Genomic DNA, 14,412 nt, shown 5'->3' on the forward strand with positions numbered 1-14,412 from the left:
ACCGCTCGCACTGGTCGGCCGCATGTCGGCCGGCGCTCAGGCGGTCTCGTACCTTGTAAGAACACGTCCGAGGTGACCGGCCACGGCATTGAGGGCAAAGCCGACGACGCCCAGGATCAGGATGCCCAGCATCACCTGATCCATCTCGAAGCGCTCGCGGCCCTCAATGATGAGACCGCCTATCCCGGGTCCGACGGTCATGAAATACTCCGTCCCGATCGTCGCCAACCAGGATGCCATGAGCGCGAGCTGGATGCCTGTGAGAATGGCCGGCAGAGCCGAGGGCAGAAAGATCCGCGTCAGCCTCTGGCGTCGATTGAAGGTGAGGACCCGGCCGACCTCGATCAACTGGCGCGAGGCGCCTCGCATGCCCTCCTCGGTATTGAGAACCACGGGCACGAAGGCGGCGATGGCGATGAAGACGATCTTCGCCAGTTCGCCGATCCCGAACCACATCGAGATAAGCGGAATCCAGGCAAAGATCGCGATCTGCTTCAGACCGTGAAAGCTCGGTCCCAGGAGGCGATCACCCAGCCGGGAGAGACCGAGCAGCGTCCCGAAGCACAAGCCTGCCAGCGTGCCCAGCGAGAAGCCGGCAAGATCGCGGGTGAGACTTGCCAGAAGATTGCCCAGGAGATCGTCGTTCCAAAACGCCGCCCACCCTCGCAGGAGAACCTGGCTCGCCGGCGGCAAGATGCGCGGATCGGCCAATCCGAGCCGGCTTGCCAGCTCCCAGGCCAGAAGGAGGATGAGCGGAAGAGTGAGGCCGCGACGCAAGGCGTTCCACCTCAAGACGGATCTCCCAAGGGACCAATCCGCCAGCGCTGAAGGCGGCGCTCGATGCGCGCCAGGCCATAGTCCATGGCAAAGCCCAGCACGCCGATCACCGCCATGGCGAGAAGGACCATGTCGAGCCAGAACATCTGCCTGCCCCAGACGAGGAGGTACCCCAGCCCCTCAGCCGAGGCCAGAAGCTCCACGCCGACGAGGGCCTTCCAGGCATGCGTCAGGCCGTAGCGAATGCCCGTGAAGATCGTGGGTACGGAGGCCGGGAGGACGACACGGAGGAGTTGCTGCCGTCGCGTGTACATAAAGCAGCGCGCTACCTCCAGAAGACCCTGCGGTACGGCTCGCACGGCAGCGCGGGTGTTGATGACCATGGGAATGAAGGCGGCGATGGCGATGATCGCGACCTTTAGGCCTTCATCAATGCCAAGGAGGATCATCAAGAGCGGCACCCAGCCCAGCGTCGGCACCTGAGCGAAGGCGGTGATGAGCGGCGAGAGGTAATCGTCCAATATTGGTGACAGACCGATCGAGAAGCCGAGCGTCAGACCGATAACGGCGCCCAGCGCAAATCCTTCCACCACACGCTGGAGTGAGATTTCGATATGGCCAAGAAGCTCACCACTTTTGACCATGTCGACGAAACTCTGCCAGACCATGTCTGGCGGCGGCAGGATCTGCTGCGGCAACCAGTCACGCGAGGCGCTGACTTGCCAGAGCAGCAAGGCCAGGAGCGGTACGATGAATCCGGCAAGAGCCGTCACGACAAGCCGCACCCAGCCGCGAGCGCGCGTCCGCGGCGCCTGGGTGCGAAAGGCGCCCAGGGCCGCCGTCATGGATATGTCGGTGACGATACGCACGCCTCAAGATCCGAGCGGCTTGCCGTCGGCGCCATAGCGTTGCCAGAAATTCTCGAGATGCTGCGCTTTTTGCGCCCTTTCGAGATAGCTAGTGTCGATCCATCCCGTCTGGTCGACCGGTCGGCGCAGCAGGCCATATTCGAGCGCGGCCGCTCCCTGCTCGGCATATTGCGACCGCATGAAATCGTCGAAGAGGGGCGAATGGCGCCACGCAAGGCTTTCATCCGCGAAATAGGCCCGGTTGATATCGGCCGGAATCCCGGACGTGGTCCAGAGCTGAAAGAGCGCCTCGCGATTGGCTTCCTCGGAAGACCAGCGCGCCGCGGCCACGACGGCGTCCACGACCGTCTGGGTCTCCTCGGGATGCGCTGCTACGAAGGCCTCGGTGACCAGGAACGCGCCATTGCGGCCTAGTCGCGGATCATCACCTTTCGTCGTGTAGGCGATCCGCGCCACGCCCTGCTGCTCCAGTCGGATCAATTCCGTGTCGCCGAACGCCGCGTCGATCTCCTTGGCGGCCAGGGCCGCCGTGGCTGCCGCCGAGTCCATGTTGACGATCTTAAGGTCGCGCTCGCTCAGCCCCTTGGCTGCCAGGACCTTGTCGACGGCCAACTGGTTGTTGGTGCCGCGTTGCAGCGCGACCCGACGCCCCTTGAGATCCTGGACGCCCTTGATGTCGGAAGAAGGTTGCACGGCCAGATAGACCGGCTTGTGCGCGCCGCTCGCCAGCAGGAGCTTCGTCCTCAGTCCGTTGGCCCGGCCGATGAGCGAGGGCAGATCGCCCTGATAGGCAAAGTCGAGCTGGCCATTGGCGATGGCCTCGTTGACCGCCGGTCCAGCACCTTTGAAGAAATACCACTCGATCTTGACGTCAGGCCGCTGGGCGAACGCCTTTTCGACATACTGGCCGGCACGTGCCGTCGCCACCGATGTCTGATCCGCATAAGGACGATTGCCGACCCCGATCGCGGCATAGCCGATACGGATGGTAAGCGGCGAAGCGGCCAAGGCGGGCGCGGCCAGAGCGAAGGCGATTGCCAGGGCCGCGATGCCTCGGCGCGTCAGGGGACGAATCATGTATCCTTGGGCCTTCCGATGTCAGGCGAGTGCCGGCCGGGCTTCCAGTGGCCCTACCGGTTGGGTGGCAAGCGGCCGAGCGGATTCGCCCGATATCTCTTCAAGTGTTTCGAGAATGCGGGCGCGCTGCTGGACCAGACGGTCATCGGTGCGCCGGCGCGGCCGCGGCAGATCGATGTCGAAGACGTGCGCGACCCGGCCGGGTCGCGGCGCCATGACGATCACGCGATCGCCCAGATAGACCGCTTCCTCGACGTCGTGGGTGACAAGAACGGTGGTGATTTGCTCGTCCTGCTGGATGCGCTGCAATTCGTCTTGGAGGTGGGCACGCGTCAGTGCATCCAGGGCGCCGAAAGGCTCGTCCAGCAAAAGGATCTCAGGACGGTTGACGAGGCCGCGCGCGATGGCGACACGCTGCGCCATGCCGCCGGAGAGCTGGTGCGGGTAGGCATTGCCAAAGGACGAGAGGCCGACGAGCGCCAGATGCTCGTCCACGGCGCGCCGCTTGGCCTCGCGGGCAAGTGGTGCGTTCTCGAGTGCCAGGGCCACGTTGCGAGCTGCCGTCAGCCAGGGGAAAAGCCGCGGCTCCTGAAAGACGATGCCGCGGTCGAGCGATGGTCCGCGGATCCGCTGGCCGTCGAGGCTGATACTGCCCTCGTAGCTGGTATCGAGGCCGGCGATCAGCCGCAGCAAAGTCGACTTGCCACAGCCCGATGCGCCAAGGACGGTGAGGAACTCGCCGGGTTCCACCTTGAGATCGACGCCGGCCAGCGCGGGCACGGCCCGGCCGTCGATGCTGAAGGTCTTCTCCACTCCTTTGATGTCGAGCGTGGCGGCCATTGCTGGCACTCCTGCGGCTGGATTCATTACTCGGCCGCATGCTCGAATGCGCGTGCGGCAGGCGCCCAGCCGCCTATTGCCGGACGCGGCAGGCCGAGATTGTCCCGCAGGGTCGGCCCCTCATAGTCGGTCCGGAACAAGCCGCGTCGACGGAGCTCCGGCAAGACGAGCTCGACGAAATCGACGAGGCCGCCCGGCAGATAAGGCGGCATGACGTTGAAGCCGTCGGCCCCCTCCCCCTCGAAGCGCTCCTGCAGTTGGTCGGCAATGTCGGCCGGCGTGCCGACGATCTGCCAATGGCCGCGCGCGCCGGCGATCTTGAGATAGAGCTGCCTGATCGTCAGGTTCTCGCGCCGGGCCAGATCGATCAAGAGCTGCTGGCGGCTCTTACCGCCTTCCGTCGGTGGCAGTTCGTCGGGCAGCGGCCCATCCAGGTCATGGCCGCGAAGGTCGAGGCCGCCCGTTGCCTGGAGCAGGGACAGCCCGACCTCCGGATGGATGAGGTCCTGGAGCTGCTCGAACTTGTCATTGGCCTCCTGGCGCGTGCGGCCGACGACCGGGAACACGCCCGGCATGATCTTGAGATGGTCCCATTGGCGCCCGTAACCGGCCAATCGTCCCTTGACGTCCCGATAGAATGACTGCGCATCCGCCAAGGTCACCTGGGCGGTGAAGATCACTTCAGCTGTAGCGGCGGCCAGATCCTTGCCGGGTTCGGAGGAACCGGCCTGCACCATGACGGGATGGCCTTGTGGCGACCTAGCGACGTTCAGGGGGCCGCGTACGCTGAAATGCCGGCCCTTATGGTGCAGGACATGGAGCTTTTCGGGCGAGAAGAAGACTCCGCTCTCCTTGTCGCGAACAAAGGCATCGTCGTCCCAGCTGTCCCAGAGCCCGCGCACCACGTCGGCGAATTCGCGCGCCCGCTCGTAGCGCTGGGCGTGCGGCGTGTAGCCGCCGCTGCCGAAATTCTCGGCCTCATAAGGGCTGGTCGAGGTGACGAGATTCCAGCCGGCGCGACCGCCGGAGAGGTGGTCGAGGGAGGCGAACTTGCGCGCCACATGGTAGGGCTCGTTATAGGTCGTCGTCGCGGTGGCCACGAGCCCGACATGGCTCGTGACGGCTGCCAGCGACGATAGCAGCGTCAAGGGCTCGAACTGCGCCACGTAGCGCGTCGCGGTGCGGCTGAGGGCTGGCAGGTCTGCCTCGGTGCCGCGCGTACCGGCACCGTCCGCCAGGAATATCATGTCGAACTTGGCATGTTCCGCCACCTGCGCGATTTCGCGGTAATGCGCGATCGACGAGCCTGCGTTTGCGGCTGCCTGGGGATGGCGCCAAGCTGCCACATGATGCCCGGTCGGATAGAGAAAGGCGCCGAGCTTCATCTGCTTCTTAGGCATGGGACCGTTCCGTCAGAGTGCTCAGTTGACGATAGATTCATAATTCTAATTGTCAATCGTCTTACTCGTCTTTCACGACGATGGCCCATGCTCCACGGCACCGCGTCGGGAGACCTGCGCCGGGCCACGCCCGCCAGGGCCTGGAGAGCGGCGGCGATGGCCCCCGCCACGACACATCGCGCCTCGTCGCGACGGCATCATCACTTTCTCAAAACAGAAATTATATGTCTATTGACTCTATAGGGTTTATCGCATTAGCAAAATCATCATCGGGCCAAAGTCCAACAGTGGTTGGTCCAAAGTATTTGGGCACGACTGTCAATATAGCCAAGCCAGGAACAATCGATCATGGCCGACACGAGAAAGCTGCGGCTAGGGGCATTCGTCCCGGCGACAGGCCATCATCTGGCCGCCTGGCGACATCCCGACGCCGATGCTCGTGCCGGCGTGAGCTTCGCCCATTACCGCGACCTGGCCATTCAGGCGGAGCGCGCCAAGTTCGATCTGCTTTTCCTGGCCGACAGCGCTGGCCTGCGCGGCGACCAACCGGATGCCTTGAGCAGGCAGGGAAAGGTCGTGCACTTTGAGCCGCTGACGCTTCTCTCGGCCCTCTCGGCCGTAACCGAGCGCATCGGCCTCGTCGCTACGGTCACGACGACCTACAACGAGCCCTATCATCTGGCGCGCAAATTCGCCTCTCTCGACCACCTGTCCGGGGGTCGCGCCGGCTGGAATCTCGTCACCTCCAGCAACGAGCATGAAGCGACCAATTTCAACCGGGAGCAGCATGTTCCGCATGCCCTGCGCTACGAGCGGGCGCGAGAATTCGCCGAGGTGGTGACCGGGCTTTGGGACAGCTGGGAGGATGACGCCTTTCTCCGCGACAAGGAGAGCGGCCTGTTCTTCGAGCCCGAAAAGCTGCACGTCCTGCACCACAAGGGCCAGCATTTCAGCGTACGCGGGCCGCTCAACGTCGCAAGGTCGCCCCAGGGCTGGCCGGTTATCGTTCAAGCCGGTGCTTCCGAACCGGGCAAGGAGCTGGCGGCCGAGACCGCCGAGGCGATCTTCGCCGCGCATCAGACGACCGGGGAAGCGGTCGCGTTCTACGCCGATGTCAAAGGCCGTATGGCCAAGTATGGCCGGGAGCCCGATCATCTCAAGATCATGCCGGGCGTGTTTCCGGTCGTCGGCCGCACGCGCCAGGAGGCCAAGGACAAGTTCGAGCAGCTTCAGGACCTCATCCATCCCGAGGCGGGCTTGAACCTCCTCTCGATGCACCTGGGCGGCATCGATCTTTCGCACCTGGACGTCGACCAGCCGCTTCCGGATATCCTGCCGGAGACCAATGCCGGCAAAAGCCGCCAGAAGCTCGTGCAGGAACTGGGACGCCGCGAAGGCCTGACCGTCCGACAGCTTTATCTGCGAATCGCCGGCGCGCGTGGGCACTGGCAGATCGTCGGTACGCCGTCCGACATTGTCGATCTGCTTCAGGAACGCTTCGAAGCGCGAGGTGCCGATGGCTTCAACGTCATGCCGCCCTATTTGCCCGGCGGCCTCACGGATTTCATCGAGCTCGTCGTGCCCGAGCTACGGCGCCGGGGCCTCTTTCGCAGCGATTATGCGGGCCGGACCTTGCGCGAAAATCTAGGGCTGCCGCGCCCTGCTCACGGTGCTGCCGCCAGGCTCCGCCGGAGTGCCATTCATCATGCGGCCGAATGACGGGAGAAGTCGACATGACGACCACCAAACGCAATGATCTGCGCTCGCTCACCCAAGCACCCTTTGAAATTCGCCCCGTGACCGGTCGGATCGGTGCCGAGATCGTCGGCGTCCGTCTGGGCGGCGATCTGGACGCGAATGCGGTGCAAGCACTGCGGGACGCACTCTTGGCCCACAAAGTCGTCTTCCTGCGCGATCAGGGTCATCTGGACGAGGCTGGGCAGGAAGCGTTCGGCCGCCTTCTGGGCGAGCTCGTCCCGCATCCGACGGTACCCTCGATCGCCGGCACTACCGGCGTTCTCGACATTGACAGCACCAACAGCCGCGCCAGTTCCTGGCACACGGATGTCACGTTCGTCGACGGCTATCCCAAGATCTCGATCCTGCGTGGCGTCGTCGTACCCGAGGCGGGCGGCGACACGATCTGGGCCAATACCGCTGCCGCCTATGCCGAACTGCCGGAGCCGCTGCGCGATCTGGCCGACCGGCTTTGGGCGCTGCACACCAACGCCTACGACTATGCCGGGACCCACGACACCAGGTCAGCGGCCGGCCTCAAGAAACATCGCGAGGTTTTTACCCGTGTCGTTTACGAGACGGAGCATCCGGTGGTGCATGTTCATCCCGAGACCGGCGAGCGCTCGCTCATCCTCGGCCACTTCGTCCAACGCCTGATCGGCTTCAACGCATCTGACTCATCCCACTTGCTGGCCGTCCTGCAGGACCATGTGACCCGGCCGGAGAACACCGTCCGCTGGCGCTGGCGCCAGGGCGACGTCGCGATCTGGGACAACCGCGCCACCCAGCATCGTGCCGTCGACGATTACGGCGATACCCATCGCGTCGTTCGACGTGTGACCATCGCGGGCGAGGTGCCGGTCAGCGTCGATGGGCGTCGAAGCAGGACGCTGACGACAACACCCGGGAATTCCGCCGCCGCTTAAGAGATCCGCCCGGGCGGTCAGCCATGAAAGAGACAGCGCCATGATCCTTCAACGCCGCATCCTGGCCGCCCTCCTGGTAGTCGTCTGTCTCGGCCTGGCTCATCCGGTGCGTGCCGATGCGCTTACGGTCCGCATCGGCTTTGCCTCGATCGGCGAGGGCAACCGTCAGGCCGTGGGCGGCAGCGCGGTGGCGCTGGCCAATCTCGAGCCCTATGTCGCTGACGAATTCAAGAACGATCCCGGCGTCAAGATCGAATGGTATTTCTTCCGCGGTGCCGGGCCTGCCGTCAACGAGGCGATCGCCAACGGCCAGCTCGACTTTGCCAGCCAGGGCGACCTGCCGGCGATCATCGGTCGCGCCAACGGATTGAAGACCAGGCTGATCATGGCCAACGGCGCCCACGCGCCGACCTATCTGGCGGTTCGGCCCGATTCCGACATCCAGCGGATCGAGGATCTTAAGGGCAGGAAGGTAGCGCTGCATTTCGGCACCAACAACCAGCTGGCCGTCGCCAAGGTGCTGGCGGCGCATGGCCTGACCGAGCGAAGCCTCAAGTTCATCAACATGGACGCCGCCACCGCGACGGCGGCACTCATCAGCGGCGACGTTGACGCCAGTTTCGACAATTATCCGCTCTTGGCATTGGCGGAGCGGGGCGACGCGCGCATCGCCTATTCGACCAAAGGCGAGGATCGGGCTTTCGGCCGGAACTCGCACCTGCTCGTCACCGACGCGTTCGCAAGCGCTCATCCGGACATCACGGCCCGCCTCGTCAAGGCTATCTTGCGAGCGGCCTACTGGAGCAGCCAGGAGGAAAACCGGCAGCAATTATTGGCGATCTGGGCAAGGTCCGGCATTGCGGCCAAGGCCTATGGCGCCGATCTCGAGGGCGAGACGCTCAAATGGCGCAACAGCCCGATCATCGACGATTTCTTCAAGGAGCAGTACCGCGCCCAGGCCGTATCGGCCAAGGCGTTGGGTCTCGTGCGCCGGGATGTCGACATCAACGGCTGGTTCGATACGAGCTTCCTCGATCAGGGACTGAAGGATCTTGGTCTTGAGACCTTCTGGGACCGTCTTGACGTGAACGGCAAGCGGCTGGGGATGTAAGCCGCGAACCAGCTCCCCTGCCCGCGCGTTTCAAGCCTGACCAGACCCCGCTTCGAGAACGGCGGCCCTCACTGAACTTGCCCGGTCACGCGACCGGCCGATATCTTCAAACCGTTCGAATTAGGGCCCTGTCAACCGTCGCACGCCTGCTAGGACCAGATCTGCGTGACGCGCGCGGCCCATCTCAGGCAAGACGGCGTGCCTCTCGGCGTCGAGGCCGTGTCGGAACGTCGCTGCCTTGCAGAACATGCGCGAATCCGCCTTAGGGCGGAGAGCATCTGGCAAATACCGAGCGCTTCGCCCGCACGTCCTGGTGCTTGCCAGCGGCATGGCCGATCAAGGACCTTTCTTCTCTAAACTCGCCTGCGTCTCGCGAGCCGGTACGTCCGTGGCAGGATGAGACCAGGCTTCATGGACGGTTGCAGCCATTGCCGGTAGTCTGCCTCGCAGATATATCAAAAGGCCCTCCACGTGTTGGTCTCGCGTCAGCATCGATTCATCTATCTTAAGACGCTAAAGGCTGCTGGGAGGTTAATCGAGGCGTTATTCCAGCCCTTTTGCATGGCGCCGGCGCTACGCAAAAAAAATCTCGCGTCAGGTCGACGAGACCGTAAGTGAATACGGAATTGTAGGCAGCCGAGTGCATGGCAAACACCTGAATTTTTACAACCACATGGCTGCTTCTGGTTCAAGCTTACGTCTGACGAGCAACAGGATCTCGTGAACGCCAGCTTCTCCCGGACGCGGGAGCACTTCACCGCCTGGGCGGCCGGCCCGAGGAATCACGTCCAGGATCGCCATATCTACACAATAAATGGCGAACTCTGTGTCGATGCGGTCATTCGCTTCGAACAACGCGACAGCGACATTCGCAAAGTCGCCGATAGATGCGGGATCGCCGAATTTTTGGGGCCAATGCCCTCCTTCAAACGCGAATACCGGCAGCGACCCGAGCCGTTCATCGGCTATTATGACCGATCCACCGCCGACATCATCAGATCCGCCTTTGCCTGGGAGATGCGCACCTTCGAATACCGATAACGGCCAGTCAGCAGTTATTCCGCCAGCCCAAGGGCCAGGAGCAAGGCGCTGTCGACGGCCCGTTGCGCGTCAGGGTCGAGCGCCCCGATCACGTCGCGCAGTCGTCTTACCGGCACCGCGATGATCTTGTCCGTCATGACGGCGGACGGAGCATCGAGGCCGTTTCGGGCGGTGGGCTCGACCATGGGGCGGAAATAACCGGCGCTTTCCAGCGACGTCGTCAGAGGAGCCACCAGGAAGCTTTGCGGATCGGCGTCGTTCAACAGGTCGCTCTGGACGACGATCGCGGGGCGCGGCTTGCCAAGCTCGCCCGCAAGCGCAACGATCACGACATCGCCGCGCTTCACCGCCGATGATCGGCCAAGTCGGCCATCGCCTCGTCAGCCAGCGCTTCCAGGGCCGGGTCCGGCACCTCACCGGCGATCCTGAGCGCCTCGGCCCGCAGACGCTCGATCATGGCAGTGCGACGGAAATCGGGCACCCAGTGCTGTACCGATCGCAGGCCCTTATGCCGCATGCGATCGCGAAAACGCTGCTGCTTTTCCTCGTTGCTAAGCGCCATATCGCCCTCCTTTGGTTATTCATAACCACTATACAGCCCTAAATCAATGAGATTGTAACGTTGCCATCGATAGTCGGGAGCGAGGCCGGTACGGTCTGCATCGAAGATGGAGACGGTGGCAACACTCATCTGGCGAATCGCCTTTATGCGCAAACCGACTTTTTATTTGAACCGACGACAAATCAGATTTTACTGATGCCAAATTATGGAAGAAGAAATGAGTTATGCAATTATTTGCGTGAATTGACCGAACACGGCGAACCGACGCCCACAGCGATTGAGGCAGCGTGATTGGACCGGGCTGATGGCCAGGTTCCGCCTTCGTTGATTGTCGAGATTCCGGTTGGGTCGCGAGCGCAGAGACTCAGCTGAAGCTACTCAGAACCTTGCCACTTCGTGGATGTCAGCGATCAACTGGTCGACTCTTTGAGGATCGGCATCCCAGGCGAACATGAAGCGGGCGCCCCCACCGATGAAGGTGTAAAAACGCCAGCCACGCTCACGAAGTCGATCGAGAATAGGCTTTGCTGCCTGCAGGAAGACGGAATTCGCCTCGACGCGGAAGAGCAGCTCGATGCCCGGCACGCTCTTTACACCCTCAGCCAGCCGGGTGGCGCAGGCGTTGCCATGCTGCGCATTTCTGAGCCAGGCGCCACTCTCGAGCAGACCCACCCAAGGTGCTGACAGGAAGCGCATCTTGGAGGCTAACTGGCCCGCCTGCTTGCAGCGGTAATCGAAATCCGCCGCGAGGGCCTTGTCGAAAAAGATGACCGCCTCGCCGACGGCCATGCCGTTCTTGGTCCCGCCAAAGCAGAGAACATCCACCCCGGCCTTCCAGCTCAGTTCAGCTGGTGTCACTGCCAGACTGGCGCAGGCATGGGCAAAGCGCGAGCCATCCATGTGCAATTTCAGTCCAAGCTCGCGGCACTGGGCGGCGATCGACTGGATCTCTTCGCAAGAGTAGACGATCCCGGTCTCCGTCGGTTGGGTGATCGTCACAGCAGACGGTTTGGGAAAGTGAATGTCGGAACGGCTGGTAGCCAGCGCCTTGATCAACTCAGGTGTCAGCTTGGACTCAGAGGCAGGTGCCGTGAGCAGCTTCGAGCCGTTGGAAAAGAATTCGGGCGCACCGCATTCATCGGTCTCGACATGGGCTGACGCTGTGCAGATGACGCTATGGAATGACTGGCAGAGTGCTGCCAGGGCCAGCGAGTTGGCAGCGGTGCCGTTAAAGACGAAGAAGACCTCGCAATCCCGTTCGAAAAGACTGCGAAACGAATTCGCAGCCTTCTCCGTCCACGCGTCATCACCATAGGCGGTAGCGCTGCCTTCATTGGCCATCGCCATTGCCGACCACGCCTCAGGACAGACGCCTGCATAGTTGTCACTGGCGAATTGCTGCGGTGAGCGGGTCATGGCGCTCGATCCAATCTATTTGCGCTGCTCGGAATGGGACGATCGATCCCGAAGGTCGCCGATGACGCGTACACGGACACGCAACGGCTCGCCCGGAACGTAGGACATCGGCGTATCTTCGATGTCGAGGACGGTCAGGCTATCTGCAGCCGCACCGGCCGCAATGGCCTGCTCGCGCGCCAGATCGAGCGTCTGGGCGATGGCATCGCTGCGCTGCACGCCGTGGAAGATGCGTTCACTCTCGCCACTGACCTGCGACATTGCCGCCCCCACCGCATTGGCAATGCCGGCATTCTCGACCTTGATCACCCGGGAGACTCCTGGAAGGCTGTCGGGGACAAGGAACGCACCACCGCCGACGGCCACGACCGGCAGATCTCCTGCGCTGGTCTTCATGCGGTCGACCAATTCGGCCAAGCGCACTGTAAGCCAATCTTGAACGCTGGCAATCAAGCCCGCCGGCAGGTCATCAAGACTATCTTGATCGCCAAGCTCGATCAGTCCGAGTTTGACCCCCACATCGGTCAGCGTGAGCGTGTCGCCACCGTTCGCCCGGGCCTTCGTGAGAAGCTCGTAGCCCACGCTGTCCGGGCCGACAGCCAGCGGTTGCTCGCGTATGACGGTCCCGCCACCCAAGGCAATGGCCACAACATCGGGCATGCGAAAGAAAGTACGCACGCCGCCAATGTCGACCTGCGTGTTGGCTTGGCGCGGGAAGCCATCTTTCAATCTGCCGGCGTCCGTTGTCGTCCCGCCCACGTCCAGCACGATTGCGTCGGCCAGACCCGAGAGCAGGTGCGCACCGCGCATGCTGTTGGTCGGACCGGACGAGAAGCAGAGCACCGGCAGATGCTCGGCCACGGCCGCGCCGATCAGCGTGCCGTCGTTCTGCGTCAGATAGAGCGGACCGCTCAGTCTCGACTGGACGAGCGCCTGGTGAAACGCCGCCACGGTTTGTCGAGCCAAGCCTTGCAGCGCGCTGTTCAGAATCGTGGCGTTTTCACGCTCGATCAGGCCAATGCGGCCGAGTTCGCTGGATCGGGTAACGGTGACGTTCGGGGCCAGTTCGGCCAATATGGCGGCAGCGGCGTTTTCACAGTCGGCGATGAGCGGAGAAAAGACCGCCGTGATCGCTACCGCCTTGATGCCGCTGTCTCGGATGGTCGCGGCTACCCGCCTCATGCCCGCATGGTCGAAGGCCACGATCGGCCGGCCGTCGAACTCGTTGCCGCCGGCCAACATGAAAATTGGGCCTTTCACGACATCGACAAGGTCTGGTGGCCAGTCGGCGAAAGGCAGAATTGAGGCTGCGGCTGGCAGGCCGATCCGGATGACTGCTACCTTGGAGAGTCCCCGTCGCTCGATGACTGCGTTGGTGAAATGGGTCGTGCCGATCATCACGGCCTGCACGTCGTCTAGTGCTTTGACATCCGCCAGCACGTGGGACAAGGCTTTGGTCACGCCTGAGATCACGTCGGCCGTCGTCGGCGTCTTGATGGCCGCTCGGATCGTATTGCCATCCAAAAGAACGGCATCCGTGTTGGTGCCGCCTACATCCACCCCGATGCGCATCATCGGGCCAGCTCCTCGAAAGGACAAAAGTCGAAGTCGTAACCGAACGCGCGAGGGCCTACGACGCAAAGGCCCTCGGCACTCCGCATGATCGGATCGGCGGCCAGGGCAACGACCACCACCCGCTGACCGTAGCGAATGACCTCGGCCCCGATCGCCTCGGCATTTTCCTCATCCAGCACCGAGACCAGATCAGGCACGCTGGCCATGAGACGACCGTCTCGCCTTGCCACCGAGAATTCGTTCTGGAATTCGATGGTAAGCTCGTGCCCCTTGTCGTCGGCGCTGCCGGTTATCACCACCTGGCCGCGCACAAAGCCGCCTATCGTGCGTCGCGATACGTCCTTGACCGTACCGGTGAACAGGAGGGCTGCCCCAACCTTCTCGATCAGTGCTTTCACAGGATCGGACCCGGCTGTCCGCGCCGCCTCGATCGCCTGGCCTATGGCTATCGCTCGGGACACCGAGCCCAGGATCGCATGCGCTTTGACATCGGCCCCGCTGCGAGGCGCGGTGCAGGTCCCGGCTATGGACCCTAGTTCAACCACCACCTGGCGGCCGATCCGTTCGACACGGGTCGCGCACTCGGCCTTGACGATCAAAATCTCATTATCGCGAATATCCGCGATAGCGAACGGCGCTACCGGCAGACCACGTATGGCGAAACTCGCCATCTGCGCCTCGGGAAAGGCGCGTCCCATCGTGTCCGCATCGATGACGGGTAGGCCCAGTTCCATGCCGACCAGCATGGCGAAGAAGGCATTCTCGCCACCGATCTCGATCGACATGACGGCATCGAAGGGGCGGCCCGTATGCGCTTCCATCAGCCTTACCGCGCGACAGATCGACTGCGGCTCCGGCAGGCGTTCCTTGGTCACCATAGGAGCGCCCATGATGCAAACGACCGCGACCCTGGCATCATCCGCCAGCTCATCAGCCGCCATCAGGCGGACACGCCGCCCGCGTCGATAATCCGATTGTGCGCAGAGCAATTCCAAATGGGGATGATTGCCGCCGCCCGTACCGAGGACACCAGCACCGATAGCCAGGGCCCGGAGCTCGTTCAGTTCGAGTTCACGCATGA

15 protein-coding genes are annotated in these 14,412 nt (G+C 63.0%); 5 read left to right on the forward strand and 10 right to left on the reverse strand.

The window, feature by feature from the left end:
- Positions 1 to 36: 36 nt before the first annotated feature.
- From CFB17_RS12275 to CFB17_RS12295, 5 genes are read right to left on the reverse strand one after another with little or no spacing between them, the layout of a single operon-like run.
- Positions 37 to 792, reverse strand: coding sequence for an ABC transporter permease (locus tag CFB17_RS12275; RefSeq protein WP_088561852.1), 756 nt, complete (start codon positions 790 to 792; stop codon positions 37 to 39).
- The gene (locus CFB17_RS12280; protein ID WP_207762052.1) at positions 789 to 1,646 is read right to left on the reverse strand and encodes an ABC transporter permease; all 858 of its coding nucleotides are present in this window, start codon (positions 1,644 to 1,646) and stop codon (positions 789 to 791) included. Before CFB17_RS12280 ends, CFB17_RS12275 begins: the two co-directional genes overlap by 4 nt.
- Before the next feature lie 3 nt (positions 1,647 to 1,649).
- A complete protein-coding gene (locus CFB17_RS12285) occupies positions 1,650 to 2,723 on the reverse strand; it encodes an ABC transporter substrate-binding protein (RefSeq protein WP_088561854.1) in 1,074 nt (357 codons plus the stop codon).
- Between the two features lie 21 nt (positions 2,724 to 2,744).
- Positions 2,745 to 3,563: an ABC transporter ATP-binding protein gene (locus tag CFB17_RS12290; protein WP_088561855.1), complete on the reverse strand. Its 819-nt coding sequence runs from the start codon at positions 3,561 to 3,563 to the stop codon at positions 2,745 to 2,747.
- Between the two features lie 26 nt (positions 3,564 to 3,589).
- Positions 3,590 to 4,963 carry an LLM class flavin-dependent oxidoreductase gene (locus CFB17_RS12295; RefSeq protein WP_088561856.1) on the reverse strand — a complete coding sequence of 458 codons (1,374 nt, stop codon included), beginning with the start codon at positions 4,961 to 4,963 and terminating at the stop codon, positions 3,590 to 3,592.
- Between the two features lie 348 nt (positions 4,964 to 5,311).
- Here CFB17_RS12295 and CFB17_RS12300 point away from each other — a divergent pair, with 348 nt between their 5' ends.
- From CFB17_RS12300 to CFB17_RS12315, 4 genes are all read left to right on the forward strand, one after another.
- On the forward strand, positions 5,312 to 6,682 hold the full coding sequence (locus CFB17_RS12300; protein ID WP_088561857.1) for an LLM class flavin-dependent oxidoreductase: 1,371 nt from the start codon (positions 5,312 to 5,314) through the stop codon (positions 6,680 to 6,682).
- Between the two features lie 14 nt (positions 6,683 to 6,696).
- Positions 6,697 to 7,626: a TauD/TfdA dioxygenase family protein gene (locus CFB17_RS12305; RefSeq protein WP_088561936.1), complete on the forward strand. Its 930-nt coding sequence runs from the start codon at positions 6,697 to 6,699 to the stop codon at positions 7,624 to 7,626.
- Positions 7,627 to 7,666: 40 nt separating this feature from the next.
- On the forward strand, positions 7,667 to 8,737 hold the full coding sequence (locus CFB17_RS12310) for an ABC transporter substrate-binding protein (protein ID WP_088561858.1): 1,071 nt from the start codon (positions 7,667 to 7,669) through the stop codon (positions 8,735 to 8,737).
- Between the two features lie 720 nt (positions 8,738 to 9,457).
- Positions 9,458 to 9,778, forward strand: a complete 321-nt coding sequence (locus CFB17_RS12315) for a hypothetical protein (protein ID WP_088561859.1) — start codon at positions 9,458 to 9,460, stop codon at positions 9,776 to 9,778.
- A 14-nt stretch (positions 9,779 to 9,792) separates the two neighbouring features.
- Here the strand turns inward: CFB17_RS12315 and CFB17_RS12320 are convergent, their stop codons facing one another.
- Positions 9,793 to 10,125, reverse strand: coding sequence for a type II toxin-antitoxin system PemK/MazF family toxin (locus CFB17_RS12320; RefSeq protein ID WP_088561860.1), 333 nt, complete (start codon positions 10,123 to 10,125; stop codon positions 9,793 to 9,795).
- A complete protein-coding gene (locus CFB17_RS12325; RefSeq protein WP_088561861.1) occupies positions 10,122 to 10,340 on the reverse strand; it encodes an antitoxin MazE-like protein in 219 nt (72 codons plus the stop codon). The genes CFB17_RS12320 and CFB17_RS12325 overlap by 4 nt, the downstream gene beginning before the upstream one ends.
- 60 nt (positions 10,341 to 10,400) lie before the next feature.
- On the opposite strand from CFB17_RS12325, the gene CFB17_RS19025 reads away from it, so the two are divergent.
- The gene (locus CFB17_RS19025) at positions 10,401 to 10,631 is read left to right on the forward strand and encodes a hypothetical protein (RefSeq protein WP_133063900.1); all 231 of its coding nucleotides are present in this window, start codon (positions 10,401 to 10,403) and stop codon (positions 10,629 to 10,631) included.
- Between the two features lie 87 nt (positions 10,632 to 10,718).
- On the opposite strand, the gene CFB17_RS12330 is transcribed toward CFB17_RS19025, so the two are convergent.
- Genes CFB17_RS12330 through CFB17_RS12340 form a run of 3 tightly spaced genes read right to left on the reverse strand, consistent with a single transcriptional unit; the run spans position 10,719 to position 14,410 of the window.
- A complete protein-coding gene (locus CFB17_RS12330; protein ID WP_088561862.1) occupies positions 10,719 to 11,756 on the reverse strand; it encodes a threonine aldolase family protein in 1,038 nt (345 codons plus the stop codon).
- Positions 11,757 to 11,771: 15 nt separating this feature from the next.
- Positions 11,772 to 13,331 (reverse strand): hydantoinase/oxoprolinase N-terminal domain-containing protein, encoded by a 1,560-nt coding sequence (locus tag CFB17_RS12335; protein WP_088561863.1) that lies wholly within the window; start codon positions 13,329 to 13,331, stop codon positions 11,772 to 11,774.
- Positions 13,328 to 14,410: a DUF917 domain-containing protein gene (locus CFB17_RS12340; protein WP_088561864.1), complete on the reverse strand. Its 1,083-nt coding sequence runs from the start codon at positions 14,408 to 14,410 to the stop codon at positions 13,328 to 13,330. Before CFB17_RS12340 ends, CFB17_RS12335 begins: the two co-directional genes overlap by 4 nt.
- Positions 14,411 to 14,412: the final 2 nt, after the last annotated feature.

Origin of the sequence: Arboricoccus pini, assembly GCF_900187945.1 — a bacterium.
Classification (GTDB): domain Bacteria; phylum Pseudomonadota; class Alphaproteobacteria; order Geminicoccales; family Geminicoccaceae; genus Arboricoccus; species Arboricoccus pini.

What these genes read in the sequence shown, in the direction of transcription:
- CFB17_RS12285 (WP_088561854.1), bottom strand. Translation starts at nt 2,723, where the DNA reads ATGATTCGTCCCCTGACGCGCCGAGGCATCGCGGCCCTGGCAATCGCC.
- CFB17_RS12290 (WP_088561855.1), bottom strand. Translation starts at nt 3,563, where the DNA reads ATGGCCGCCACGCTCGACATCAAAGGAGTGGAGAAGACCTTCAGCATC.
- CFB17_RS12295 (WP_088561856.1), bottom strand. Translation starts at nt 4,963, where the DNA reads ATGCCTAAGAAGCAGATGAAGCTCGGCGCCTTTCTCTATCCGACCGGG.
- CFB17_RS12300 (WP_088561857.1), top strand. Translation starts at nt 5,312, where the DNA reads ATGGCCGACACGAGAAAGCTGCGGCTAGGGGCATTCGTCCCGGCGACA.
- CFB17_RS12305 (WP_088561936.1), top strand. Translation starts at nt 6,697, where the DNA reads ATGACGACCACCAAACGCAATGATCTGCGCTCGCTCACCCAAGCACCC.
- CFB17_RS12310 (WP_088561858.1), top strand. Translation starts at nt 7,667, where the DNA reads ATGATCCTTCAACGCCGCATCCTGGCCGCCCTCCTGGTAGTCGTCTGT.
- CFB17_RS12325 (WP_088561861.1), bottom strand. Translation starts at nt 10,340, where the DNA reads ATGGCGCTTAGCAACGAGGAAAAGCAGCAGCGTTTTCGCGATCGCATG.
- CFB17_RS12330 (WP_088561862.1), bottom strand. Translation starts at nt 11,756, where the DNA reads ATGACCCGCTCACCGCAGCAATTCGCCAGTGACAACTATGCAGGCGTC.
- CFB17_RS12335 (WP_088561863.1), bottom strand. Translation starts at nt 13,331, where the DNA reads ATGATGCGCATCGGGGTGGATGTAGGCGGCACCAACACGGATGCCGTT.
- CFB17_RS12340 (WP_088561864.1), bottom strand. Translation starts at nt 14,410, where the DNA reads ATGCGTGAACTCGAACTGAACGAGCTCCGGGCCCTGGCTATCGGTGCT.